At 67.1% G+C, this 21,572-nt stretch carries 23 protein-coding genes; 6 read left to right on the forward strand and 17 right to left on the reverse strand.

From position 1 onward, the window contains the following. Both ACQKIE_RS10860 and ACQKIE_RS10865 read right to left on the reverse strand, forming a co-directional pair. Positions 1-597: a nucleotidyltransferase family protein gene (locus ACQKIE_RS10860; RefSeq protein ID WP_427458873.1), complete on the reverse strand. Its 597-nt coding sequence runs from the start codon at positions 595-597 to the stop codon at positions 1-3. Beyond that, positions 594-1,571: an XdhC family protein gene (locus ACQKIE_RS10865; protein ID WP_427458875.1), complete on the reverse strand. Its 978-nt coding sequence runs from the start codon at positions 1,569-1,571 to the stop codon at positions 594-596. The genes ACQKIE_RS10860 and ACQKIE_RS10865 overlap by 4 nt, the downstream gene beginning before the upstream one ends. 87 nt (positions 1,572-1,658) lie before the next feature. Between ACQKIE_RS10865 and moaA the strand changes: the two genes are divergently transcribed. Genes moaA through ACQKIE_RS10890 form a run of 5 tightly spaced genes read left to right on the forward strand, consistent with a single transcriptional unit; the run spans position 1,659 to position 5,522 of the window. Continuing rightward, positions 1,659-2,633: a GTP 3',8-cyclase MoaA gene (gene moaA / locus ACQKIE_RS10870; protein ID WP_427458877.1), complete on the forward strand. Its 975-nt coding sequence runs from the start codon at positions 1,659-1,661 to the stop codon at positions 2,631-2,633. A 25-nt stretch (positions 2,634-2,658) separates the two neighbouring features. Then, positions 2,659-2,910, forward strand: a complete 252-nt coding sequence (locus tag ACQKIE_RS10875; RefSeq protein ID WP_427458879.1) for a MoaD/ThiS family protein — start codon at positions 2,659-2,661, stop codon at positions 2,908-2,910. A 1-nt stretch (position 2,911) separates the two neighbouring features. Continuing rightward, positions 2,912-3,397: a molybdenum cofactor biosynthesis protein MoaE gene (locus ACQKIE_RS10880; protein WP_427458881.1), complete on the forward strand. Its 486-nt coding sequence runs from the start codon at positions 2,912-2,914 to the stop codon at positions 3,395-3,397. Continuing rightward, positions 3,394-4,332, forward strand: coding sequence for a bifunctional molybdenum cofactor biosynthesis protein MoaC/MoaB (gene moaCB, locus ACQKIE_RS10885; protein ID WP_427458883.1), 939 nt, complete (start codon positions 3,394-3,396; stop codon positions 4,330-4,332). The genes ACQKIE_RS10880 and moaCB overlap by 4 nt, the downstream gene beginning before the upstream one ends. Beyond that, entirely contained in the window at positions 4,332-5,522 is a 1,191-nt protein-coding gene (locus ACQKIE_RS10890) for a molybdopterin molybdotransferase MoeA (RefSeq protein WP_427458885.1), read from the forward strand. Before moaCB ends, ACQKIE_RS10890 begins: the two co-directional genes overlap by 1 nt. A 77-nt stretch (positions 5,523-5,599) precedes the next feature. On the opposite strand, the gene ACQKIE_RS10895 is transcribed toward ACQKIE_RS10890, so the two are convergent. The 15 genes from ACQKIE_RS10895 to rpsB all read right to left on the reverse strand — a co-directional run bounded on the left by ACQKIE_RS10895 (position 5,600) and on the right by rpsB (position 20,403). Then, the gene (locus tag ACQKIE_RS10895) at positions 5,600-5,965 is read right to left on the reverse strand and encodes a hypothetical protein (RefSeq protein ID WP_427458887.1); all 366 of its coding nucleotides are present in this window, start codon (positions 5,963-5,965) and stop codon (positions 5,600-5,602) included. A 110-nt stretch (positions 5,966-6,075) separates the two neighbouring features. After that, complete coding sequence (gene rnhB, locus ACQKIE_RS10900) at positions 6,076-6,768, reverse strand: ribonuclease HII (protein WP_427458889.1); 693 nt, start codon at positions 6,766-6,768, stop codon at positions 6,076-6,078. A gap of 24 nt (positions 6,769-6,792) precedes the next feature. After that, positions 6,793-7,998, reverse strand: coding sequence for a lipid-A-disaccharide synthase (gene lpxB, locus ACQKIE_RS10905; RefSeq protein ID WP_427458891.1), 1,206 nt, complete (start codon positions 7,996-7,998; stop codon positions 6,793-6,795). A 2-nt stretch (positions 7,999-8,000) separates the two neighbouring features. Beyond that, on the reverse strand, positions 8,001-8,774 hold the full coding sequence (gene lpxA, locus ACQKIE_RS10910) for an acyl-ACP--UDP-N-acetylglucosamine O-acyltransferase (RefSeq protein WP_427458893.1): 774 nt from the start codon (positions 8,772-8,774) through the stop codon (positions 8,001-8,003). After that, on the reverse strand, positions 8,771-9,235 hold the full coding sequence (gene fabZ / locus ACQKIE_RS10915; RefSeq protein ID WP_427459353.1) for a 3-hydroxyacyl-ACP dehydratase FabZ: 465 nt from the start codon (positions 9,233-9,235) through the stop codon (positions 8,771-8,773). The genes lpxA and fabZ overlap by 4 nt, the downstream gene beginning before the upstream one ends. 5 nt (positions 9,236-9,240) lie before the next feature. After that, complete coding sequence (gene lpxD / locus ACQKIE_RS10920; protein ID WP_427458895.1) at positions 9,241-10,269, reverse strand: UDP-3-O-(3-hydroxymyristoyl)glucosamine N-acyltransferase; 1,029 nt, start codon at positions 10,267-10,269, stop codon at positions 9,241-9,243. Between the two features lie 87 nt (positions 10,270-10,356). Then, the gene (gene bamA, locus ACQKIE_RS10925; RefSeq protein ID WP_427458897.1) at positions 10,357-12,780 is read right to left on the reverse strand and encodes an outer membrane protein assembly factor BamA; all 2,424 of its coding nucleotides are present in this window, start codon (positions 12,778-12,780) and stop codon (positions 10,357-10,359) included. Positions 12,781-12,931: 151 nt separating this feature from the next. Then, positions 12,932-14,275 (reverse strand): RIP metalloprotease RseP, encoded by a 1,344-nt coding sequence (gene rseP / locus ACQKIE_RS10930; protein ID WP_427458900.1) that lies wholly within the window; start codon positions 14,273-14,275, stop codon positions 12,932-12,934. Positions 14,276-14,320: 45 nt separating this feature from the next. Then, positions 14,321-15,499 carry a 1-deoxy-D-xylulose-5-phosphate reductoisomerase gene (locus tag ACQKIE_RS10935; protein ID WP_427458902.1) on the reverse strand — a complete coding sequence of 393 codons (1,179 nt, stop codon included), beginning with the start codon at positions 15,497-15,499 and terminating at the stop codon, positions 14,321-14,323. Positions 15,500-15,507: 8 nt separating this feature from the next. Then, positions 15,508-16,326 (reverse strand): phosphatidate cytidylyltransferase, encoded by an 819-nt coding sequence (locus ACQKIE_RS10940; protein WP_427458905.1) that lies wholly within the window; start codon positions 16,324-16,326, stop codon positions 15,508-15,510. A 12-nt stretch (positions 16,327-16,338) separates the two neighbouring features. Continuing rightward, positions 16,339-17,073 (reverse strand): polyprenyl diphosphate synthase, encoded by a 735-nt coding sequence (uppS, locus tag ACQKIE_RS10945; RefSeq protein WP_427458909.1) that lies wholly within the window; start codon positions 17,071-17,073, stop codon positions 16,339-16,341. Positions 17,074-17,092: 19 nt separating this feature from the next. Next, a complete protein-coding gene (gene frr / locus ACQKIE_RS10950) occupies positions 17,093-17,650 on the reverse strand; it encodes a ribosome recycling factor (protein ID WP_427458911.1) in 558 nt (185 codons plus the stop codon). Between the two features lie 93 nt (positions 17,651-17,743). After that, positions 17,744-18,466, reverse strand: a complete 723-nt coding sequence (gene pyrH / locus ACQKIE_RS10955; RefSeq protein ID WP_427458913.1) for a UMP kinase — start codon at positions 18,464-18,466, stop codon at positions 17,744-17,746. Between the two features lie 130 nt (positions 18,467-18,596). Continuing rightward, positions 18,597-19,475, reverse strand: coding sequence for a translation elongation factor Ts (tsf, locus tag ACQKIE_RS10960; protein ID WP_427458915.1), 879 nt, complete (start codon positions 19,473-19,475; stop codon positions 18,597-18,599). 76 nt (positions 19,476-19,551) lie between these two features. Next, positions 19,552-20,403: a 30S ribosomal protein S2 gene (rpsB, locus tag ACQKIE_RS10965; RefSeq protein ID WP_427458917.1), complete on the reverse strand. Its 852-nt coding sequence runs from the start codon at positions 20,401-20,403 to the stop codon at positions 19,552-19,554. Positions 20,404-20,753: 350 nt separating this feature from the next. Here rpsB and map point away from each other — a divergent pair, with 350 nt between their 5' ends. Next, positions 20,754-21,521: a type I methionyl aminopeptidase gene (gene map, locus ACQKIE_RS10970; protein ID WP_427458919.1), complete on the forward strand. Its 768-nt coding sequence runs from the start codon at positions 20,754-20,756 to the stop codon at positions 21,519-21,521. Positions 21,522-21,572: the final 51 nt, after the last annotated feature.

Raw genomic sequence — 21,572 nt, forward strand, 5'->3', positions numbered from 1 at the left:
CTATTCGCCAGGATCATCCAGCCACCCGGCCGCCACGGCACGGCGCAGGTCGGACTCGTTGTCCAGGTCGTCGGCAAGTTCATCGGCACGCACGCTGCGCGGTGTCGTGCCGCTCCACAGGCGGCGGAATCCCACGTCGCCTTCCAGTTCCATCGCCCGCGACAGGGTCGACGCACGGAGGATGGCCGGAACTCCCGCGGCTTCGTGATAAGCAGTGACCGTATCCTGCCCGTCATCGTGTGCCGCGATCAGCGCGTCGAAGTGCCGCGCTTCGAGCGCCGGCTGGTCGACGACGGTCACGAGCGTGGGACGACCCCGTCCGGCGAGCGCGTCGGCGGCCAGGCGCAGGCTGGACGCCATGCCCGTTTGCCAAAGCTCGTTGACGATCACTTGCACGTCGATGGCGCCGAGCACGGTGGCTACTTCATTGGCATGCGCGCCCACGACGACGATCGCTTCCCCGGGTCGGGTCGAGAGCACCAGCCGGGCGACCCGCGCCACGAGCGTTTCGCCGCCGCGGGTCAACAGTTGCTTGGGCCGGCCCAGGCGACGGCTACCGCCCGCGGCGAGGATTACCGCGTCGTGCGGCATGGTCATGCCTGGCGCGCGCGATCGCGTTGGCAGACCTGCGCGAGGATCGACAAAGCGATGCCGTGCGGCGTCTGCGCGCCGATGGGCAGGCCCGCAGGCAGGTGGAGGCGAGTAAAGGACGCGTCGGCAATGCCCTCGTCGCGCAGGCGCTCTAGCCGGGCATCGATCTTGTTCCGGCTGCCCAGCACGCCCACGGCGAAAGCCTCGGAGCGCAGTGCGCGCGAAGCGACCGCGTGGTCCACCTCCGCATCGTGGCTTAACGAATAGACGGCCGTACGGTCGTCGAGCGCCAGGTCGGCCAGCGCGACCGGAAGCGCACGGGGGTCGTAGCCGGCCAGAGTCACATCGGGCGGGGGCAGCGCCGGCCCATGCGGACGTAGCAGCATGACTTCCACACCCAGCATCGGCGCCAGTCGCGCAACGGCCAGCGTGACAGGATCACCGCCCACCGCGACGAGCCGCACAGGGGGCCGGTGCGTGACGGCATACTCGGCGGCCGTGGCCGCCTGCACGCCATCCTCGAGGCGCCATCGACCGCTCGCTGCATCGAAGAGGGTGGTGACGGTCCGCCGCTCGCGACGGGCAAGGCCCAGCGCTTGGACATATGCGGAGGGTTCGTGCAGTTCCCGCACGAAGATCCCGATCCGCCCGCCACAGGTGAGCTGGATGTCGACGACGTCGCTGCCCACGCCGTAATCGAGCAGCCGTGGACGTCCTTCCGCCAGCACGCCCGCCGCTTCATGGGCGACGGCGGCTTCGACGCAGCCGCCGGACACATACCCCGCGACACGTCCATCCGCCGCGATGGCCATCTCGCTGCCGAGGGGCCGGGGCGACGGGCCATCGACGCGCGCGAGCGTCGCCAGCGCCACCCGCCCCGCATGGGCAAACGCCCGCAGGGACGGCAGCAGGTCTTCCACCAGGGCGTAGTCCGGCCATGCCGGCCACGCGGGAGCGACGGAGGGATCCAAGGCACTCATGGGCGAAGTCTGGCACGATTGCGGGAGTAGGGGCGTGGCGGGTCCACAACACCCGTCTCACGCCTCGTGTGCTTTGCTGAAGCGACCATGCCAACCCTCATCGACCGCCACGGACGTACCAAGCGCAAGCTGCGGATATCGCTCACCGACCGCTGCAACTTTCGCTGTACCTATTGCATGCCGGAGCATCCCTATTGGCTCCCTCGGGCGAGCCTGCTCGGGCGGGACGAGATCGTGCGCCTGGCCGGGTTGTTCGTCGACCACGGCATCGACCAGATCCGCCTTACTGGCGGCGAGCCGCTGCTGCGCCGCGACCTGGTCGACTGCGTGCGCGAGATCGGCGCACTTCGCGAGCGCGGCCTGTCGCGCCTGTCGATGACCACGAACGCGTCGCGCATCGCGCCGAAGGCGCACGAGCTGGTCGCCGCCGGCGTCGACGATTTCAATGTCAGCCTGGACGCGATCGATCCCGACACGTTCCGGCGACTGACCCGGCGCGAGATCGCCCCGGTGCTGGATGGCATCGACGCCCTCGTCGACGCCGGGGCGAAGGTGAAGCTCAATGCCGTGGTGATCCGCGGGGACAACGAAAAAGATATCGTTCCGCTGCTCGAGTGGGCCATGGCCCGAGGCATTCCCCTCCGTTACATCGAATACATGCCGCTGGACGCGCCGGGGCACTGGAAGCGCGACGCGGTAGTCTCCGAGGCCGAGATCCTCGCAGCCGTCCGCGCGGCGCACACGGTGGATTCCGTGCCGCGTGGCCACGACCCCGCCACCCCTTACCTCGTCGACGGCCACTATTCCCTCGGCGTCATTTCCACCGTGTCCAATCCTTTCTGTTCCACCTGCGACCGTTTGCGCATCACCGCCACCGGGGAACTCTTCACCTGCCTGTTCTCCCCGATAGGTGTTCCCTTGGGCGCGCGCATGCGGGAAGGTGTCGACGACGCGGTGCTCGCCGCGCAGGTCGCGAAGGCGGTATGGCTGAAGGACGCCGGATACGCATCGCGTCCCGGACCGGTGGATCGCCCGTTGACCATGCACGCCATGGGCGGATGAGTCGCCGCCCTTCGCCAGGATGTCCATGAAACCGATCGTGTTCGAACTATTCGCCAATCTCGAGCGCCTGGCCGGCGCGAAGGAATGTCGCGTCGATGCCGGCGACGATGTCGCCACCGTCGGCGATGCGCTCGCCTTGCTGGCACGCCATCGCCCGGAACTGGCCAGTTCGCTGGAACGCTGCGCCTGCGTGTCGGGCGATACCATCGTCCGCCGCGCCGACAGCCTGCCGCCGGACGGGCGCCTCGGTCTGCTCCCACCGGTGGCGGGAGGCTGACATGGCGCACGACGTCCTCTCCCACGACCCTGTCGCGGTCGAGCCGCTGCTGGAACTCGACGCCCATCCGGAATGTGGCGGCCTCGCGCTGTTCGTCGGCACCGTACGCGATCACCACGAGGGGCGGTCGGTTCGCCATCTGGCGTACACGGCGCACGAACCGCTGGCGGCGAAGGTGATTCGCGAGGTGGAGCACGCAACGCGCGAGCGTTACGGCGTACCGTATGTACGTATCGTGCATCGTCTTGGCGACCTCGCGATCGGCGACATCGCCATCGTCTGCGTGGTTCGTGCACCGCATCGCGCGGAGGCCTTCGATGCATGCCGCTACGCCGTCGATGCCGTGAAACATGGCGCGCCGATCTGGAAGGAAGAGTTCTACACGGACGGGAGCAGCGCCTTCGTGGAAGGTTGCTGCATCCGCGACGATCTGGAAGGCGATGTCCAGCCGACGCATCGACACCACTCGCACACGAGCCACGGATGAAAGACGTCAGCCAGAAGCCGGACTCCCTGCGCGCTGCCCGCGCCACCGCCACGCTCCACGCACCGGCCGCCTGTATCGATCTCCTGCGCAGCGGTGAGACGGAGAAGGGCGATCCGCTGAAAACCGCGCGGGTCGCGGGCATCCTCGCGGCGAAGCGCACGGACGAATTGATCCCTCTGTGCCATCCGCTGCCGATCCACCGTGCCGAGGTGAGTTACGAGCTGGGCGAGACGTCCGTGCGCATCCTCGCCGAAGTGCAGACCATCGGCCCCACCGGCGTGGAGATGGAGGCGCTGACGGCGGCGAGCATGGCGGCGCTCACGATTTACGACATGCTCAAGCCGTACGCGGAGCCCGATGAACTGCATATCCAGGATTGCCGGCTCGAGCGGAAGACGGGCGGCAAGTCGCACTACCGGCGCGCACTCGCACAATCACGCAGCGCGGCGGTCGTCGTGCTCTCGGATACGGTGGCCAGTGGTGCCAAGACGGACACCGCGGGCGCGTATGTACGCGATGCCCTGATCGAAGCGAACTTCGACCCGGTGGAATACGCCGTCATCGCGGACGACGCGACTGTGCTGGGCAACCTGCTGCGGTCGCTGGTGGAGGGGGGCGTTTCGCTCGTCATCACCGTGGGCGGCACGGGTCTCGGCCCGCGCGACATCACGGTCGACACCGTTCGTCCCCTGCTCGAGGTCGAGATCCCCGGCATCATGGAAACCGCGCGCGCCTTCGGTCAACAACGTATGCCGTTCGCCATGCTTTCCCGGGGCGTGGCGGGCTACATCCGCGACACGCTCGTGCTCACCTTCCCCGGTAGCCGCGGTGGCGCCAGCGAATCGCTGGCCGCGACGCTTCCGGGGCTGATCCATCTGCTCGAAACGGGCCGCGGCGGCGGCAGGCATCCCGGCGGCTACGGGGAGCCGTCCTGATGGCGCTGCTACCCATCGTTGCCGCGCTCGAACGCTACCGTTCCAACGTCCGCGCGTTGCCTACGCACCGGGTCCCGCTGGAACTCGCACTCGGCGCGGTGCTGACCGAAGCACCCCAGGCAAGGATTTCACTGCCGCGCTTCACGCAAAGCGCCATGGACGGTTACGCCGTGCGGGCCGCGGATGGCCAGGCGGCCAGGACACTGATCGGCACGGCTGCCGCAGGGACGCCTGCGTCGGTGACAGTGGGGCCGGGCCAGGCCGTGCGCATCCTCACCGGCGGGATGGTGCCTTCCGGCGCCGACGCGGTGGCGCGGCAGGAGATCGTCGAGCGCACGGGCGACGGCATCGCCCTGCGCGAAGCCGTCAGGGAAGGGGAGGCGATACGCCGCGAAGGCGAGGAATTGCGGGAAGGTACCACTCTCGCGGCACCGGGACAGCGCATCACCTCCGGACTCATCGCGTCTTTCGCCATGGCCGGTATCGATTCGGTCGAGGTCTATCGGCGACCGCGTGTGGCCGTCCTCGTCACCGGCGACGAAGTGCGGCGCGTGGGCGAGCCGTTGGCGCCGGGCCAGGTCTACGATGCGAACGGGCCGCTGCTGCGGGCATGGTTCGTCGAGAACGGCTACGGCGAACCCGTCGTCGCCTACGTGCGCGACGATGAGACGGCGTTGGAAGAAGCAATGAGCGCCGCGCTAGACAGCGCGGACCTCGTTGTCACGAGCGGTGGCATCTCCGTTGGCGATCGGGATTACGTGCCCGTGGTGGCCGATCGGCTCGGGGTGCGCGAGATTTTCTGGAAAGTGGCGCAGAAGCCGGGCAAGCCGCTGTGGTTCGGCATGCGCGACGACAAGGTACTCCTAGGGCTGCCCGGCAATCCCGGGGCGGTACTCGTCTGCCTGGCGGTCCATGCGCGGGCCGTGCTTGCGCGACTCGAGGGCGAGACGAGCGAGCAACCCGCGTGGCGTAGCGGCGTGCTTGCCGCGCCGGTGGACGCCGACCCGCACCGCGACAGGTTGGTGCGCATGCGCCTCGACATGACGGGAGGCACCCCGACACTCGAGCTGCTGCCGCGCCAGGAGTCGCACATGCTCAGCAACCTGGCTTCGGCGCATGCCCTGGTCTGGTTGCCCGGTCGAGCCATGCCGTTCGCCGCGGGCGAGAAGGTCGACTGGCTCTATCTCTGAGCCGGGATGGAAGGTCCTCCCGGTAAACCGGGCGCGCCTGCATCGGCAGGCGCGCGGCTTCGGAACAGGTGATGCTCTTACCAGGCCTTCACGTCGGACACGACCACGGTGTAGTCCTGCATGTCGGCGGAGTAGCGGAAGAGGCGACCGAGGTCGAAGTCGACGCTCTTGCCCGGCTCGATGTTCGACGTACCCGCGGGCCAGCCCTGCTTGCTCGCGATGACCTTGCCCGAGGCATCCTTCGCGTCGATGCGGATCTGCGCGGCCGCGGCTTCCCCGCACTTGTTGACCAGGTTGCCCTTCATGCTGAAACGGGGCTGGCCCGAACCCTGCTGCAGCTTCACGGCGAAGCCGTCGATGGTGAAGTCCTTGGCGGCGCAGGCAGCCTGTGCGGACAGCGGGGCGGCGGCGAACAGCGCGATGGCGATGGCGAGCTTCTTCATGGGGCGTTACCTGAGCGATAGGGAAAGGGCGACACCCTTCCGCGAAGGAGGGCGTTAGCCTTCGTATCGGCAGGTTCCGGACGGACTTTAGGCTAGGCCGAATGGCCAGGTCAGGCCGCGGCTTCGGCCGGCAGTTCGCCCAGGTCCGGCTCAAGGGCCCCCGCAAACAGGTCGTCCATCGGCGCCACCTCGGCCTCCGGCTCGAACCAGCGACGCACCGGGGCGAAGCTGCGCCGGTGGACCTCGCACGGCCCGAGGCGGTCGAGGGCATCCAGGTGCTCGGGCACCGCATAGCCCTTGTGCCGGGCGAAGCCATAGCCCGGGTGGAGCGCGTCGAGGGCCGTCATGTGCCGGTCGCGGCTGACCTTCGCGAGGATGGAGGCCGCGCTGATGGCGGGCTCCGACCCGTCGCCGCCAATCACGGCGCGGCCTTCGCAGGGCAGGGTGCGCGGCAGGCGGTTGCCGTCGACCAGCGCGATGTGCGGGGCAAGCGACAAGCCCATGAGGGCCCGGGTCATGCCGATCATCGTCGCCTGGAAGATGTTGATCCGGTCGATCTCGTCGCGCTCGACGAAGATCACGCAATGAGCGAGCGCCCGCTCGACGATCCGCGTGTACAGCTTCTCGCGCGTCGCCTCGGCGAGCTGTTTCGAGTCGTCCAGTCCGCGGATAGGGCGGGATGGGTCGAGGATCACCGCCGCGACCACCACGGGGCCGGCCAATGGCCCGCGTCCGGCCTCGTCCACGCCGGCGATGATCAGGTCGCGGGCGAGCTGGGAAGTGACGTTACGACGACGCGGCATGCCTGGGAGGGTACTGTCGCGGCCCTAGCGGGGCAACGGTTGGATGAGATCGGCCAGCGCGTCGGCCGCGTGGTCCGCCGCGCGGCCCTCGAGGCCGCCGCGCAGTTCCTGGTGCAGGTATTCGAACGCCGCCACGACGGCGCCGCGCCGCTCGCTGTCGGCGAGCAGGTCGAGCGTCGCCCGGGCGAGGTTGTCGGGCGTGCATTCGTCCTGCATGAATTCCGGAACCAGGCGTTCCCGACCGAGGCCGCAGGCGCGCGCGAGGATGTTCGGCAGGCTGTAGACATCGGTCTTCAGCATGCGCAGGGCTTTGGCGATCCGGTAGCTCGTGGGCGAGACGCGATAACCGACCACCATCGGGCGCTTCGCGAGCATGGCCTCCAGTGTGGCGGTGCCGGAAGCGAGCAGGACCGCGTCGGCCGCGAGCATGGCTTCGTGCGCGTGGCCGTCCACCAACAGGGGTGGAGCGCCCGGGAAGTCCTTGAGCAGGGCCGTGAGCCGCGCGTGCACCCGTTCGTTCGCCGCAGGGACGACGATACGCAGGCTGGGCATCGCGGCGGAGACGCGCTTCGCGGCATCGATGAAGATCGCTCCGATCCGCTCGATCTCGCTGGGCCGGCTGCCGGGCAGCACCGCCAACACGGGCGCGTCATGCGGCAGGCCGAGCGCGTCGCGCGGCCCCTCGCGTCCGGACACCATGGGGAAACGGTCCGCCAGCGGGTGGCCCACGAAGCGCGCGTCGACGCCGTGTTTCGCGTAGATCGGGGGCTCCATGGGGAAAAGGCAGAGGATGCGTTCGGCGGAGCGGCCGATCTTCTCCGCGCGTTTTTCGCGCCATGCCCAGACCGAGGGGCTGACGTAGTGCGCCGTACGGAGCCCGGCCTCCCTGAGCTTGCGTTCCACCGCGAGGTTGAAGTCCGGCGCATCGATGCCGACGGTCAGCGCGGGCCGGCTGGCGACCAGTTTCTCCAGCAGCCCGCGGCGCAAACGGAGCAGGCGCGGCAGGTGCTTGACCACTTCCGAGAAGCCCATGACCGACAGTTCGCGGATGTCGTACCAGGACTCGAAGCCCTGCGCGAGCATGCGCCGGCCGCCGATACCCACGAAGCGGGCCGCGGGGAAGCGATGGCGCAGGGCCACGATGAGGTCGGCGCCGAGCTGGTCGCCGGAGTCCTCGCCCGCGATCAAGGCGATCAGTGGCGCATCGGAGGAGGGCCGGGTCTGCTGCATCGTTACCTCGCGAGCGAGCGCTCGCTGCGGTCGAGGAAGTCGAGCATCTGGCGCACGTCTTCGCTGGTTTCGGCCTGCGATACCAGCTGCTCGCGTGCCTCGGCCAACGGCAGGCCGGCCATGTACAGGGTGCGGTACGCGCGCTTGATGGCGGCGATACGCCCCGTGTCGAAGCCGCGGCGCTTCAGGCCTTCACTGTTGATGCCGCGCGGACGGCCGCGCGTCTCGTTCGCCATCATGACGAAGGGCGGCACGTCGGAACCGACGAGGCAGCCCATGCCGATAAAGGCGTGGGCACCCACCTTGCAGAACTGGTGCACGCCCGAATAACCAGACAGGATGGTCCAGTCGCCGATTTCCGCGTGCCCGGCGAGCGCCGAGTAATTCGAGAACACGACGTTGTTGCCCACCTGGCAGTCATGCGCGATGTGCACGTAGGCCAGCAGCCAGTTGTCGTTGCCGATGCGGGTGACACCGCCGCCGTCGCCCGTGCCGCGGTTGATCGTGACGAACTCGCGGATGAGGTTGCGGTCGCCGATGACGACCTCGGTGCGCTCGCCCTGCCACTTCTTGTCCTGCGGCGGGCCGCCAATGGAGGCGAATTGCGAGATGCGATTGTCGCGGCCGATGGTGGTCGGACCATCGATCACCACGTGCGGGCCGATGGTCGTCCCCTCGCCGATCACCACGTCGGCACCGATCACGCTATAGGCACCGATGCTGACGTTGTCCGCGACGCGCGCGGACGGATCGACCTGCGCGGTGGCGTGGATCATTTGTCGCTCCTCGCGGCGCACATCAGTTCGCAGCAGGCCACGACCTTGCCGTCCACGCTGGCTTTCGCCTCGAACAGGCCCATGCCGCGGATCAGGCGCTTGAGGGACACCTCCATCACGAGCTGGTCGCCGGGTGCGACTACCGCCGAGAAGCGGGCGTTGTCCACCTTCACGAGATAGAAGAGCGGGCTGCCGGACTGGCCGTCCACCTGGCTGGTGATCTGGGTGAGCAGGCCGGCGGTCTGGGCCATGGCCTCGACGATCAGCACGCCCGGCATCACCGGATGACCCGGGAAGTGGCCCTGGAAGAACGGCTCGTTGATGGTGACGTTCTTGATGGCGGTGATGGTCTTGCCGGGCTCGATCGATATCACCCTGTCCACCAGCAGGAACGGGTAGCGGTGCGGCAGGAGCCGCTGGATCTGCTCCACGTCCACCGGGAGCGTCACGGCAGCTTTCATTTCGGTCATTGCCCTTTGTCCTTTTCCAGCGCCGCCAGGCGGCGCGCGTACTCGTCGAGATGTTTCATGCGGGCCGCGTTGCGCCGCCACAGGCGGTTTTCCTGCAGCGGAGAACCGGACGAATACTCGCCGGGTTCCTTGATCGAAGCGGTCACGAGGCTCTTCGCCGTGATGGTAACCCGGTCGGCCAATTCGAGGTGGCCAAGGATCCCGGCGTTGCCCCCGATGAGGCAATACCGGCCGATCTTCGCGCTGCCGGCGACGGCGGAGCAGCCCGCCATGGCGGTGTGCGCGCCGATGTGCACGTTGTGGGCGATCTGGATCTGGTTGTCGAGACGTACGTCCTCTTCCAGCACCGTGTCTTCCAGCGCCCCACGGTCGATCGTGGTGTTGGCGCCGATCTCGCAGTCGTCGCCGACACGCACGCCACCCAGCTGCGGCAGCTTCACCCAGTGGTCCCGGTCGAACGCGATGCCGAAGCCGTCGGCACCGATCACGGCGCCCGGATGGACCAGGACACGCTTGCCCAGGGTGACGCGGATCACCAGGGTCACGCGGGCGACCAGCCGGCTGCCCGCGCCGACGACGCAGCCCGGGCCGATCGTGCAATGCGGGCCGAGGATCGCGCCTTCCTCGATCACGGCGTCGTCCTCGACGACGCAGCACGGGCCGACGCTGGCGGTCGGGTGCACGCGGGCAGAGGGCGAGACGACGGCGCTCATGTGGATGCCGTGCGGCGCGGCCGCGTGTTTCTCGAACAGGGCGGCGATCTTCGCGTACGCGACGTACGGGTCCTTCGCCACCAGCGCGGCGCCGCTGCGCAGGGGCAGGGCATCGGCATGGAGCACTACGATGCCCGCCTTGGATTCGGCCAGCTGCGAGGTGTACTTCGGGTTCGAGAGGAAGGTGAACTGGTTGGGCGTGGCGGCGGCCAGCGTGCCGACACTGTCCACGGTCGTGGCCGGGTCGCCGTGCGCGTCCAGCCCGAACCGTTCGGCCAGTTCGGCAAGAGTGAATTGCGGATTTCCGCTCACGGAAAGCTCCCAAATAGAAAGGGGTGGCACTGGGCCACCCCTCTCATTCTACAGTGTCTTGACGCGGAGCCCGAGGTCGCCCCCGGCTTAGAACGTGTTGCCGAAGGTGAACTGGATACGCTCGACGAAGCGGCTGTCGGCATCCTTCTTACGGAACGGCACGGCGAAGTTGATGATCAGCGGACCGATCGGCGCCTGCCACTGCAGCGAGAGGCCGGTGGAAGCGCGCAGTTCGCTGGCGTCGAAGGCGGCGTAGTTCTTGTACACGTTGCCGACGTCGACGAACCAGGACACGCGGGCCGTGTTCACGTCCTTCAGGAACGGCAGCGGCAGGAAGACCTGCGCCGTGCCGAGCACCTTGAACGCGCCACCGACAGGCTGGCCGTAGGTGTACGCACCGCCCGCGCAGCGACCCTTGCTGTCCGGTTCGCGCGTGGTGGAGAGGCCGTCGCAGAGACGGGGGCCCAGCGTGTTGTCCTGGAAGCCGCGCACGTCACGCACGCCGCCCGCGTAGTAGTTCTCCCAGAAGGGGAAGTCGATCTTGTCGCCCTTCTTGTAGATCTGCGCGCCGCGAGTACCGTCCGCGTTGATGATGTAACCGTCGTTGTCGTAGGTCTGTCCGTAGGTCTTGCCGTAACCGACCTGACCATCGAGGTAGAGCACGAAGCCCTTGCCGATCGGCCAGTAGTGGTTGGCTTCGCCGAACAGCTTGTAGAACTGCACGGTCGAGCCCGGCAGAGCACCGGAGATGGAGGCCGTGAGCTGACCACCGCGGGTGGGTGCCCAATAGCTGTTGCGGGTGTCGTGCGAGTAACCCAGGCTCGACGTCCACGAGTGGATCGTCTTGTTGCCCAGCGCGTTCTGGTACGCCACCAGTTCCTGCGGCGTATAGAACGAGGTGTTGATGAGGTTCGAACTGACACCCAGGCTCGTCGACACGTTGTCGAAGTCGGTGATGGGGATCGATACCGTGGTCTCGAACGACTTCGTGCTGTACGTGTAGTTGGCGAGGTCGGTATCGCCGTAGTCGAGCTTGCTGTAACCCAGGTTGTAGCCGATCGCGATATTCGAATCGGTCAGGTACGGGTTCGTGTAGCTCGCATTGATGCGCTTGTAGTACGTGCTGGTTTCAGCCGCGATGGAGAAGCGGTCGCCGGTACCCAGGAAGTTGTTCTGCGACACCGAGGCCGAGAGGATGATGCCGGAGTACTGCGAATAGCCCACGCCGAACATCAGCGAGCCCGCCGACTGTTCTTCGACCTTCGCGGTCAGGTCCACCTGGTCGACCGTGCCCGGGACGAGGGCCTTGTCGATGTCCACGGTCTTGAAATAGCCGAGGCGCTGCAGGCGGGTCTTCGAACGGTCGATGGCACCCTGCGAATACCAGGCGCCTTCGAGCTGGCGCATTTCACGGCGGAGGACTTCGTCTTCCGTGCGGGTGTTGCCCTGGAAGACCACACGGCGGACGTAAACGCGCTTGCCCGGCTCGATGAAGAGCGTGAGGTCGGCGGTGCGCTTGTCCTTGTCGAGCTTGGGAATCGGCGTGACCTTGGCGAACGCGTAGCCGATGTTGGCCAGGATGCCCTTGATCGCGTCCGTGCTGGCTTCGATGGCGCCACGGTTGAAGGTGTCGCCCTTATGGATGAAGACCAGCTTGCGCAGGGTGTCTTCCGGAAGGATGAGCTCGCCCAGCAGCTTCACGTCGGAAACCGTATAGACCTCGCCTTCCTTGACGCTGGCATCGACGTACATGGCGCGCTTGTCCGGGCTGATGGCCACCTGCGTGGAATCGATGCCGAAGTCGGCGTAGCCGCGGTTCATGTAGTAATTGCTGAGCTTCTCGAGGTCGCCCGAGAGTTTTTCGCGCGAGTACTGGTCGTCCTTGGAATACCAGGACAGCCAGTTCGTGGTGTTCGACTCGAAGCCGTCGCGAATGTCCTTGTCGGCGAAGGCCTTGTTGCCGATGACGTTGATCTCCTTGATCTTCGCCGCCTTGCCTTCGCGGATCTCGATGTCGATCGCCACGCGGTTGCGGTCGAGCCGCGTCACGTGGGGTTCGACGGAGACGTTGTACTTGCCGCGGTTGTAGTACTGGCGGATGAGCTCCTGCTGCACGCGGTCGAGCGAGAGGCGGTCGAAGGTCTCGCCTTCGGCCAGGCCGATCTCCTTCAGCCCCTTGCGGAGGTCGTCTTCCTTGATGTCCTTGTTGCCGCGGAGCGTGAGCTTCGCGATGGCGGGACGCTCGATGACCTTGATGACCAGGATGTCTCCCTGGCGATCGAGTTCGACATCGCTGAAGAACTTGGTCTGGTAGAGGGCTCGAATGGCGGCCTGCGCCTTGTCGTCGCTAAGGGTTTCACCCTTCTCGATCGGCAGGTAGCTCAGCACCGTACCCTGCGCGATACGCGTCAGGCCATCGATGCGGATGTCGGAAACGACGAACGGCTCGAAAGCGGCAAGCGCATTTGCAGACAAGGAGGCAAGCAGGATCAGGGCGGCGATACGCTTCATCGTCGATTCCGTTGGGTTAATTCCAGTCGACGGCGGACGAGGCCGGCAACCGAAGAGGAGCACGCGCAAGACTCTTGCCTTGCGTCGTTCGGCGCAGGGCGCGGAAGCGCCAGGAGCCTTGGTAATACGATCGCGCCCGTGAGCTGTCGGCTCACGAGACGAGCATGCGTTGTATGTCGTTGAAGAACGCCAGCCCCATCAACGTGAACAGCAGGACGATCCCCACGTACTGGCCAGCGATCATGGTGCGTTCGCTGACCGGGCTGCCCTTGATCAACTCGATAAGGTAATACAGCAGGTGTCCACCGTCCAAGACCGGGATCGGCAGCAGGTTCAGAATGGCCAGGCTGAGCGACACCAGGGCCAGGAAGTTGAGGAACCAGCCGAGCCCGCGGTTCGCCGAATCGTTGGCGACCTGCGCGATGCCGATGACGCCGGACAGGTTCTTCGTGGACGCCTCGCCTGAAAGCATCTTGCCGATCAGGTTGAAGGTCGAAGCGGCGCCGGTCCAGGTGGATCGCAGCGATTCGCTGAAGGCGCGCACCGGGCCGTAGCGCAGCGTGGCCTCTTCCAGCGGCTGGCGGGCCACGCCGATCAGCCAGCGCGTGGGCTGGCCCTGCTCGGACTTCATCCGGGCGGTGATCTCGAAGGTTTTCGTCTGGCCGTCGCGCTGGATGGCGACCGCGAGCTTGGGCGAGATGGCGGCCTGCTCCGGGACCAGCTTGGTGAAGTCCTCGAAGTCGTACACCGGCTTGCCGTTGACGCTGAGGATGCGGTCGCCCGCGCGGATGCCGGCGAGCGAAGCGGGATCGCCCTTGACCACCTCACCGACGACCGGCGGCACCTGCAGGCCCATGCCCAGCTGGGTGAAGCGCTTGCCGATGTCGCCGCCGGCATCCAGGCGTTGCAGGGGCAGGACGATGTCGCGCTGCGCGCCGTCGGCACCCTTGACGCGCACCGGTAGGGGTTCGTTACCGAGCAGGCCGTTGGCGAGGACCTCGGTCGCGTCGCTCCAGTTGCCCACGGGATCGCCGTTCATGGCGATCAGGCGGTCGCCCGGACGGATGCCCGCGGTGGCGGCCACCGTGCCGGGATCGGCGGTGACGATCGGCGCCACGTCGGGTTTGCCGACCATGTACATCGCCCAGAACGCGGCGATGGTGAAGATGAGGTTGAACGCGGGCCCGGCGGCGACGATGGCGATGCGCTTCCACACGGACTTGCCGGTGAATTCCTGGCCGCGCTCGGCGGCGGGCACATCGCCCTCGCGGGCGTCGAGCATCTTGACGTAGCCGCCGAGCGGAATGGCGGCGATCTGGTATTCGGTGCCGTCCTTCGCCACGCGGCGCCAGAGCGGACGGCCGAAACCCACGGAGAAGCGCAGCACCCGCACGCCACAGCGGCGCGCGACCCAGTAATGGCCGAATTCATGGAAGGTCACCAGCACGCCGAGCGTGACTAGCAGCCAGAAGACAGAACCTAGGACAGGGCTCATCGGGGAGGGCGGGTCTCGGCAAAAAAACGTTTGGGTGGAGCGAGTTTAGCAGTAAGCGCGGTGGAGCACGCCCCGGGCGACCCGGCGCGCCTCGGCGTCACGGGCGACGAGGGTCTGGACATCGACCACGTCTTGGGCCGGCAGTTCCTCAAGAACACGTTCCACGAGCTCGGCGATGCCGAGGAAGGGGAGGGACCCGGCGAGGAAGGCCTCCACGGCCACCTCGTTGGCGGCGTTGAGGATGGCCGTGGCGTCGCCACCTTCGCGCAGGGCGGCGAAGGCGAGGGCGAGGCAGCGGAAGGTGTCGGTGTCCGGCTTCTCGAAGTCGAGCCGCGCGTGCGCGGCCAGGTCCAACGGCGTCACGCCGGCGTCGATCCGCTCGGGCCACGCCAGGGCGCAGGCGATGGCCGTGCGCATGTCGGGGTTGCCGAGCTGGGCCAGCACCGACCCGTCGACGTAGTCGACCATCGAGTGGACCAGGCTCTGCGGATGCACCACGACCTCGATGGCGTCGACGGGGGCGGCGAACAGGTGGTGGGCCTCGATGACCTCGAGTCCCTTGTTCATCAGGGTGGCCGAGTCGACCGAGATCTTCCGCCCCATCGACCACTTCGGATGGGCGCAGGCTTCGTCGGGCGTGATCCGGCCGAGATCGGCCCGCGTGCGGCCGCGGAACGGACCGCCGGACGCGGTGAGGATGATCCGCCGGACGCCGGCGCGACCGAGGTCGGGCCGCCCGCCGGGCAGGCATTGGAAGATCGCGTTGTGCTCGGAATCGATCGGGATGAGGTCGCCGCCGCCTTCGCGCAGGGCATCGAGCAGCAGGGCGCCCGCCATCACGATGGATTCCTTGTTCGCCAGCAGCAGTCGCTTGCCGGCGCGCGCGGCGGCCAGGGTGGACTCCAGGCCCGCCGCGCCGACGATGGCGGCGACCACCGTGTCGCAAAGGGGGCCGGCGGCCGCGGCGGTCACGGTATCCGCGCCACTGGCGACCGCGCAGCGCACGCCCGCGGCGGCGAGGCGGCGGACGAGATCGGCTTCCATCGCGGGATCGGCTACGATGGCGAGGTCCGGCCGAAAGCGTTCGCAGAGCGCGGTGAGGCCCGCGGTGTCCCGATTCGCCGCCAGGACGCTGGCGTGGAAGCGGTCGGGATGGCGGGCGATGACGTCGAGCGTGCTGCCGCCGATGGAACCGGTGGCGCCGAGCACCGCGACCCGCCGCACGGCCACGGTCAGAGACCCAGCAGGAGCTTGCCGGCGACGAACACCGGCAAGGCCGCGAAGACGCTATCGAGGCGGTCGAGCAGTCCGCCATGGCCCGGGAAGAGCGTGCCCGAATCCTTCACCGTGGCGTGGCGCTTCATCAGGCTCTCGAAAAGATCGCCCACGACGGCGATGGCGACGGTAACGACGCCGAGCAGCAACAAACCGAGCAGTTGGCCGCCATCGCGAACGCCGAGCAGGAAGCCGCCCAGCACCGCGACGAAGCCACCTGCCAGCACGGCGCCGTAGACGCCCGCCCAGGTCTTTCCCGGGCTGATGCGCGGGGCAAGCTTGCGCTTGCCGAAGTGGCGGCCGCTGAAATAGGCGCCGGTGTCCGCGGCCCAGACGATGACGAGGGCCACGAGGGTCCACCAGTTACCGCGTGTGCTGGCGTGCAGGAGAATGGCGGACGCCAGCGTCGGCACGATCACGAGCGCGCCCGTGCCGAGCTTCAGCATGCGGTTCTCGGCATTCGGTGCCGCGGCGAACGTGAAGTGGCGCAGCCAGAAGCAGCAGCCGATCCACCAGGCCACGCCTATCAGCGTCAGCATGAGGAGCAGGCCAGGCGTGCGCACGATGAGCAGGGCGGCGAAGATCGCGGCGGCCGCGCCGGCAACGATCCCGCGACCGACCGGCGTACGGCAGCCAGCCAGCAGGCTCCATTCCCACGCAGCCCCGACGAAGACGACGGCGATGATGGCCGCGAAGAATGTCGTGGGTGGCAGCAGGATGAGCGCCAGGACCAGCGGAATGAGGATCGCGGCGGTGGTGATGCGTTGCTTCAGCATGGGATTCCGGCGTCAGCCCGTGACCTGTTCGCCGGTGCGGCCGTAACGGCGCTCGCGGCGGGCATAGTCTTCCAGCGCCTCGGCGAGGCAGGCCTGGTCGACGTCGGGCCACAGGGTGTCGGTGAAAAAAAGCTCGGCATAGGCGATCTGCCAGAGCAGGAAGTTGCTCACCCGGTGCTCGCCGCCGGTGCGGATGAAGAGGTCGAGCGGCGGTTGGTCGGCGAGGCAGGTGTAACCGTGCAGGCGCTGCTCGTCGATGTCCTCGGCCCGGAACTCGCCGCGGCCTACGGCTTCGGCCGCGAGGCGAGCCGCGTGGGCGATGTCCCAGCGTCCGCCGTAGTTCACGGCGACATTCATGTTCAGCGCGGTGTTGCCCGCCGTCCGTTCCATCGCGCCCAGCATGCGGTTGCGCAGCTCGGGGGCGAAGGCATCGAGGTTGCCCACGAAGCGGATGCGCACGCCGTTGCCGTGCAGTTCGTCCACTTCCTTGTCGAGCGCCTTCAGGAACAGCTCCATCAGCGCCGACACCTCGGTGGCCGGGCGCTGCCAGTTCTCGCTGGAGAAGGCGAACAGCGTCAGCGAGCCGATCCCGCGGCGAAGGCAAAACTCCACCGCCTCCTTCACGGCCTTCTGGCCCGCGTGATGACCGAACGTGCGCGGGCGCAGGCGCTGCTTCGCCCAGCGGCCGTTTCCATCCATCACGATGGCGAGGTGGCGGGGAACCCGGTCGGCGGGCTTCGCTGCCATGGAGGCGGCCGATGGCGCGTCAGAGCGCCATCAGCTCCTTCTCCTTGTCCTTGACCACGTCGTCCACTTCCTTGACGAACTTGTCGGTCAGCTTCTGGATGTCGTCGTCGGCGCGCTTCTTGTCGTCTTCCGTGATCGCCTTGTCCTTCAGCAGCTTGTCGACATGCTGGATGGCATCGCGGCGGACATTGCGGATGGCGATCTTGGCGGCCTCGCCTTCCTTCGCCACGCTCTTGGCGAGCTCCTTGCGGCGCTCCTCGGTCGGCGGCGGGAAATTCAGGCGGATGTCCATGCCCATCGTCGTCGGCGTGATGCCGAGGTCGGAGGCCATGATGGCCTTCTCGATGGGACCGACCATGCTCTTGTCGAAGGGCTTGACCGAAAGCGAGCGCGCGTCCGGCGTCGTGATGTTCGCAACCTGGGCGAGAGGGGTGGGCGCGCCGTAATAAGGCACGACGATGTTCTCGAGGATCGACGGGTTGGCGCGACCGGTGCGAATCGTCTTCAGGTCGTGCTTCAGCGAGTCGATGCTCTTGCCCATGCGGGTCTCAGCATCTTTCTTGATGTCGTTGATCATGGGATTGTCCGGTGGAGCGGGTCAGCAAGCGAGTATAGCAGCGAGGCCGGCGGCGGCCGTGCCGCGCTGCGCCAGGAGTGCGGGTCGGGCCGTTCAGCCGGCGTCGACGAGGGTGCCCACCGGCTCGCCGCGCATGATCCGCATGAGGTTGCCCGGCTGGGTCATGTCGTAGATGCGCAGCGGAAGCTTGTTCTCGCGGCAGAGGGCGATCGCCGCCGTATCCATCACTTCGAGGCGGCGCTCGATCACCTGGTTGTAAGTGAGGTGTTCGTAGCGCTCCGCGTTAGGGACCCGCTTCGGATCCGCCGAATACACGCCGTCGACCTTGGTCGCCTTCAGGAGCAGGTCGGCACCGACTTCCACGGCGCGCAGGGCGGCAGCGGAATCGGTGGTGAAGAAGGGGTTGCCGATGCCCGCGGCGAACAGGGCCACACGGCCTTTCTCGAGGTGGCGGATGGCGCGGCGACGGATGAAGTCCTCGCAGACCTCGTTGATCTTGATGGCACTCATGGTGCGGGCTTCGCCGCCGAGCTTTTCGATGGCGTCCTGCATCGCCAGCGCGTTCATGACGGTGGCCAGCATGCCCATGTGGTCACCCGTGACGCGGTCCATGCCCGCGGCGGCGAGGCCGGCGCCGCGGAAGATGTTGCCGCCACCGATGACGACGCCCACCTGCACGCCTGCCTCGCGCACTTCCAGGATTTCCTTGGCGAGTCGCCCGATCACCTTCGGATCGATGCCGTAGTCCTCGCTACCCATGAGGGCCTCTCCGGAGAGCTTGAGCAGGATGCGGCGGTGGTTCAGCGAGTTGCTCATGGGGGATCTCCAGATTGTGTGGGGCAAAACGGGCGTAGTCTAACCTGCACGGCGTTATGGCAGGAATGTGAAAAGCGCCCAAAAAAAAGGCCGCGATCGCTCGCGGCCTTTCGTTCCAGCGAAGACCGGCTTACGCCAGGCCCGCCTGCTTCATCACTTCGGCGGCGAAATCGTCCACCACCTTCTCGATGCCTTCGCCGACGGCGAGGCGCTCGACCGAGACGATCTCGGCACCGGCCTTCTTCAGGGCCTCGCCAACGGTGACATCGCCGTCGAGCACGTACGGCTGGCCGACGAGGGTCACTTCGGCGAGGATCTTGTTGACCTTGCCCGACACGATCTTCTCGAGGATCTCGGCCGGCTTGGCCTTTTCCTTATCGGACATCTTCGAGAGCTCGATTTCCTTTTCCTTCTCGAGGAAGTCGGCGGGCACGTCCTTCTCGCTGACGAACTTCGGGTTCATCGCGGCGACGTGCATGGCGATGCCCTTGGCCAGCTCTTCCGTGCCGCCCTTCAGGGCCACCAGCACGCCGATGCGACCGCTGTGCGAGTACGCGCCGATCGGGCCGTCGTTCTCGGCCTTGGCCATGCGGCGGACGTCGAACTTCTCGCCGATGGTGAGGGTGAGGGCCTTGGCGCCTTCCTCGACCGTGCCGTCACCGAGCTTCGCGGCCTTCAGTGCCTCGACGTCGGCGGCGCCGGACTCGAGGGCGACATTGGCGACGTCCTTGGTGAACTGGATGAACTGCTCGTTGCGCGAGGAGAAGTCGGTTTCGCTGTTGACTTCGACCAGGACGGCCTTGCCGGCCTTCTGCGCGACGGCGATGAGGCCCTCGGCAGCGACGCGGTCGGCCTTCTTGTCGGCCTTGGCCATGCCGTTCTTGCGCAGCCATTCCATCGCCGCTTCGATGTCGCCGTTGTTTTCGACGAGCGCCTTCTTGCACTCCATCATGCCGACGCTGGAACGCTCACGCAGTTCCTTGACGAGGGCCGCGGTGATCTCAGCCATGGTAATTCCTCAATGATTGATGGGCGCCGCGGCGGTGGTGCCGCGGCGCCGGGTGATACGGAAACCGGGCGAGCGCTTAAGCGCGGGCGCCGCGGCCACCTTCACGGCCGCCTTCGCGGCGCGGCGCACCCTTCTTGGCCGGGGCGCCACGACGATCGCCGCGCGGGGCGTCGTCCTTGGCGACCGGGTTGCCTTCCTCGTCCAGCTCGACGAACTCGTTGGCGTCGCCACGGGCGGCGTTCGGCGAGGCGGCCTTGCCTTCCAGGATGGAATCGGCGGCGGCGCGGGCGTAGAGCTGGATGGCACGGATGGCGTCGTCGTTACCCGGGATGGCGTAGTCGACGAGGGCCGGGTCGTAGTTGGTGTCGACGATCGCGACGACCGGGATGCCGAGCTTGCGGGCTTCCTGGACGGCGATATCTTCGTGGCCGATGTCCACGATGAAGAGGGCGTCCGGCAGGCGATTCATGTCCTTGATGCCGCCCAGCGAATTCTGCAGCTTGTCGCGCTCGCGGCGACGGGCCAGCACTTCGTGCTTCACCAGGCGATCGAACGAACCGTCGGTTTCGGCGGCTTCGAGTTCCTTGAGGCGGGCGACCGACTGCTTCACGGTACGGAAGTTGGTCAGCATGCCACCGAGCCAGCGGGCGGTGACGAACGGCTGGCCGGCGCGCGCGGCTTCCTCGGCGAGGGCCTCGCGGGCCGAACGCTTGGTGCCGACGAACAGGATGGTGCCGCCCTTCTGGGCCAGGCCCGAGAGGAAGTTCATTGCGTCGGTGAAGAGCGGGAGCGTCTTCTCGAGGTTGATGATGTGGATCTTGCCGCGGGCGCCGAAGATGTACGGAGCCATCTTGGGGTTCCAGTAACGCGTCTGGTGACCGAAATGGACGCCGGCTTCCAGCATCTCGCGCATGGTGACTTGTGCCATGGAATACTCCTGGGCGAACCGCTCGAGCGGTTCTATGGGGGTTGGGACCTCCACGCATCCCCGGCTTCGACCCGGCCTGGAAAGGACGGGCACCCCGAAGGCGGTGCCGATGCGTGTGTGGCGTTAAGCGATTGCCTCGCACCGGGCCAAGGGTGGCGCCGTGCGGTTACAATCGCGCTTCGAATCGCCGCCGTGGCCACCTGATGGGTGACTTCGCCGGACAGCAAAACTCGCTAATTGTAGCCTCCGGAGTCTCCCGACCGCAAGTCGAGGGTGGCAACCGGCAGGGGCGCCCCCATCTTGGATGGGAGGCCCAATCCCCTGACGGGCAAAGGAAAAGAGAGAGATCGATGGCAGTCGTACCGAAAACCCCCGAAGAAATCCAGGCCATGCGCGAGGCCGGCCGACTGGCCGCCGAGGTGCTGGCCATGCTGGTCCCGCACGTCAAACCGGGCGTGACCACGGAAGAGCTGGACCAGCTCGCCCACGACCACATTGTGAACGTGCAGAAGGCGATCCCGGCCAACGTCGGCTACCGGGGCTATCCGAAGACCACCTGCACGTCGGTCAACCACGTGATTTGCCACGGGATTCCGAGCCCGACGAAGGTCCTGAAGGATGGAGACATCGTGAACATCGACGTCACCGTCATCAAGGACGGCTGGCATGGCGACACCAGCCGCATGTATTTCGTGGGCACGCCCAGCGTCCTGGCGAAGCGCCTGGTGGAGACCACCTTCGAGGCCATGATGAAGGGCATCCAGGCCGTGAAACCTGGCGCCACCCTCGGCGATGTCGGCGCCGCGATCCAGAAGCACGCCGAGGCGGCGGGTTTCTCGGTCGTCCGCGAGTATTGCGGCCACGGCATCGGCAAGGTCTACCACGACGAGCCGCAGGTCCTGCATTACGGCCGCGCGGGCACCGGCCTGGAGCTGAAGCCAGGCATGACCTTTACCGTCGAGCCCATGATCAACGCCGGCAAGCCGCAGACGAAGTCCCTGCCGGACGGCTGGACGGTGGTCACGAAGGACCATTCCCTGTCGGCCCAGTGGGAGCATACGGTGGCCGTGACCGAGGACGGTTTCGAGATCCTGACGCCTTGGCCCGACGCGGCCTGAGGACATGCCCTGTAGGAGCCGCTATAGCGGCAAGCGCCTTACCGTGCCGCT

The organism is Luteibacter sp. NPDC031894 (assembly GCF_050273135.1).
Taxonomy (GTDB): Bacteria; Pseudomonadota; Gammaproteobacteria; order Xanthomonadales; family Rhodanobacteraceae; genus Luteibacter.

What these genes read in the sequence shown, in the direction of transcription:
- ACQKIE_RS10860 (WP_427458873.1), bottom strand. Translation starts at nt 597, where the DNA reads ATGACCATGCCGCACGACGCGGTAATCCTCGCCGCGGGCGGTAGCCGT.
- ACQKIE_RS10865 (WP_427458875.1), bottom strand. Translation starts at nt 1,571, where the DNA reads ATGAGTGCCTTGGATCCCTCCGTCGCTCCCGCGTGGCCGGCATGGCCG.
- moaA (WP_427458877.1), top strand. Translation starts at nt 1,659, where the DNA reads ATGCCAACCCTCATCGACCGCCACGGACGTACCAAGCGCAAGCTGCGG.
- ACQKIE_RS10875 (WP_427458879.1), top strand. Translation starts at nt 2,659, where the DNA reads ATGAAACCGATCGTGTTCGAACTATTCGCCAATCTCGAGCGCCTGGCC.
- ACQKIE_RS10880 (WP_427458881.1), top strand. Translation starts at nt 2,912, where the DNA reads ATGGCGCACGACGTCCTCTCCCACGACCCTGTCGCGGTCGAGCCGCTG.
- moaCB (WP_427458883.1), top strand. Translation starts at nt 3,394, where the DNA reads ATGAAAGACGTCAGCCAGAAGCCGGACTCCCTGCGCGCTGCCCGCGCC.
- ACQKIE_RS10890 (WP_427458885.1), top strand. Translation starts at nt 4,332, where the DNA reads ATGGCGCTGCTACCCATCGTTGCCGCGCTCGAACGCTACCGTTCCAAC.
- ACQKIE_RS10895 (WP_427458887.1), bottom strand. Translation starts at nt 5,965, where the DNA reads ATGAAGAAGCTCGCCATCGCCATCGCGCTGTTCGCCGCCGCCCCGCTG.
- rnhB (WP_427458889.1), bottom strand. Translation starts at nt 6,768, where the DNA reads ATGCCGCGTCGTCGTAACGTCACTTCCCAGCTCGCCCGCGACCTGATC.
- lpxB (WP_427458891.1), bottom strand. Translation starts at nt 7,998, where the DNA reads ATGCAGCAGACCCGGCCCTCCTCCGATGCGCCACTGATCGCCTTGATC.
- lpxA (WP_427458893.1), bottom strand. Translation starts at nt 8,774, where the DNA reads ATGATCCACGCCACCGCGCAGGTCGATCCGTCCGCGCGCGTCGCGGAC.
- fabZ (WP_427459353.1), bottom strand. Translation starts at nt 9,235, where the DNA reads ATGAAAGCTGCCGTGACGCTCCCGGTGGACGTGGAGCAGATCCAGCGG.
- bamA (WP_427458897.1), bottom strand. Translation starts at nt 12,780, where the DNA reads ATGAAGCGTATCGCCGCCCTGATCCTGCTTGCCTCCTTGTCTGCAAAT.
- rseP (WP_427458900.1), bottom strand. Translation starts at nt 14,275, where the DNA reads ATGAGCCCTGTCCTAGGTTCTGTCTTCTGGCTGCTAGTCACGCTCGGC.
- ACQKIE_RS10940 (WP_427458905.1), bottom strand. Translation starts at nt 16,326, where the DNA reads ATGCTGAAGCAACGCATCACCACCGCCGCGATCCTCATTCCGCTGGTC.
- uppS (WP_427458909.1), bottom strand. Translation starts at nt 17,073, where the DNA reads ATGGCAGCGAAGCCCGCCGACCGGGTTCCCCGCCACCTCGCCATCGTG.
- frr (WP_427458911.1), bottom strand. Translation starts at nt 17,650, where the DNA reads ATGATCAACGACATCAAGAAAGATGCTGAGACCCGCATGGGCAAGAGC.
- pyrH (WP_427458913.1), bottom strand. Translation starts at nt 18,466, where the DNA reads ATGAGCAACTCGCTGAACCACCGCCGCATCCTGCTCAAGCTCTCCGGA.
- tsf (WP_427458915.1), bottom strand. Translation starts at nt 19,475, where the DNA reads ATGGCTGAGATCACCGCGGCCCTCGTCAAGGAACTGCGTGAGCGTTCC.
- rpsB (WP_427458917.1), bottom strand. Translation starts at nt 20,403, where the DNA reads ATGGCACAAGTCACCATGCGCGAGATGCTGGAAGCCGGCGTCCATTTC.
- map (WP_427458919.1), top strand. Translation starts at nt 20,754, where the DNA reads ATGGCAGTCGTACCGAAAACCCCCGAAGAAATCCAGGCCATGCGCGAG.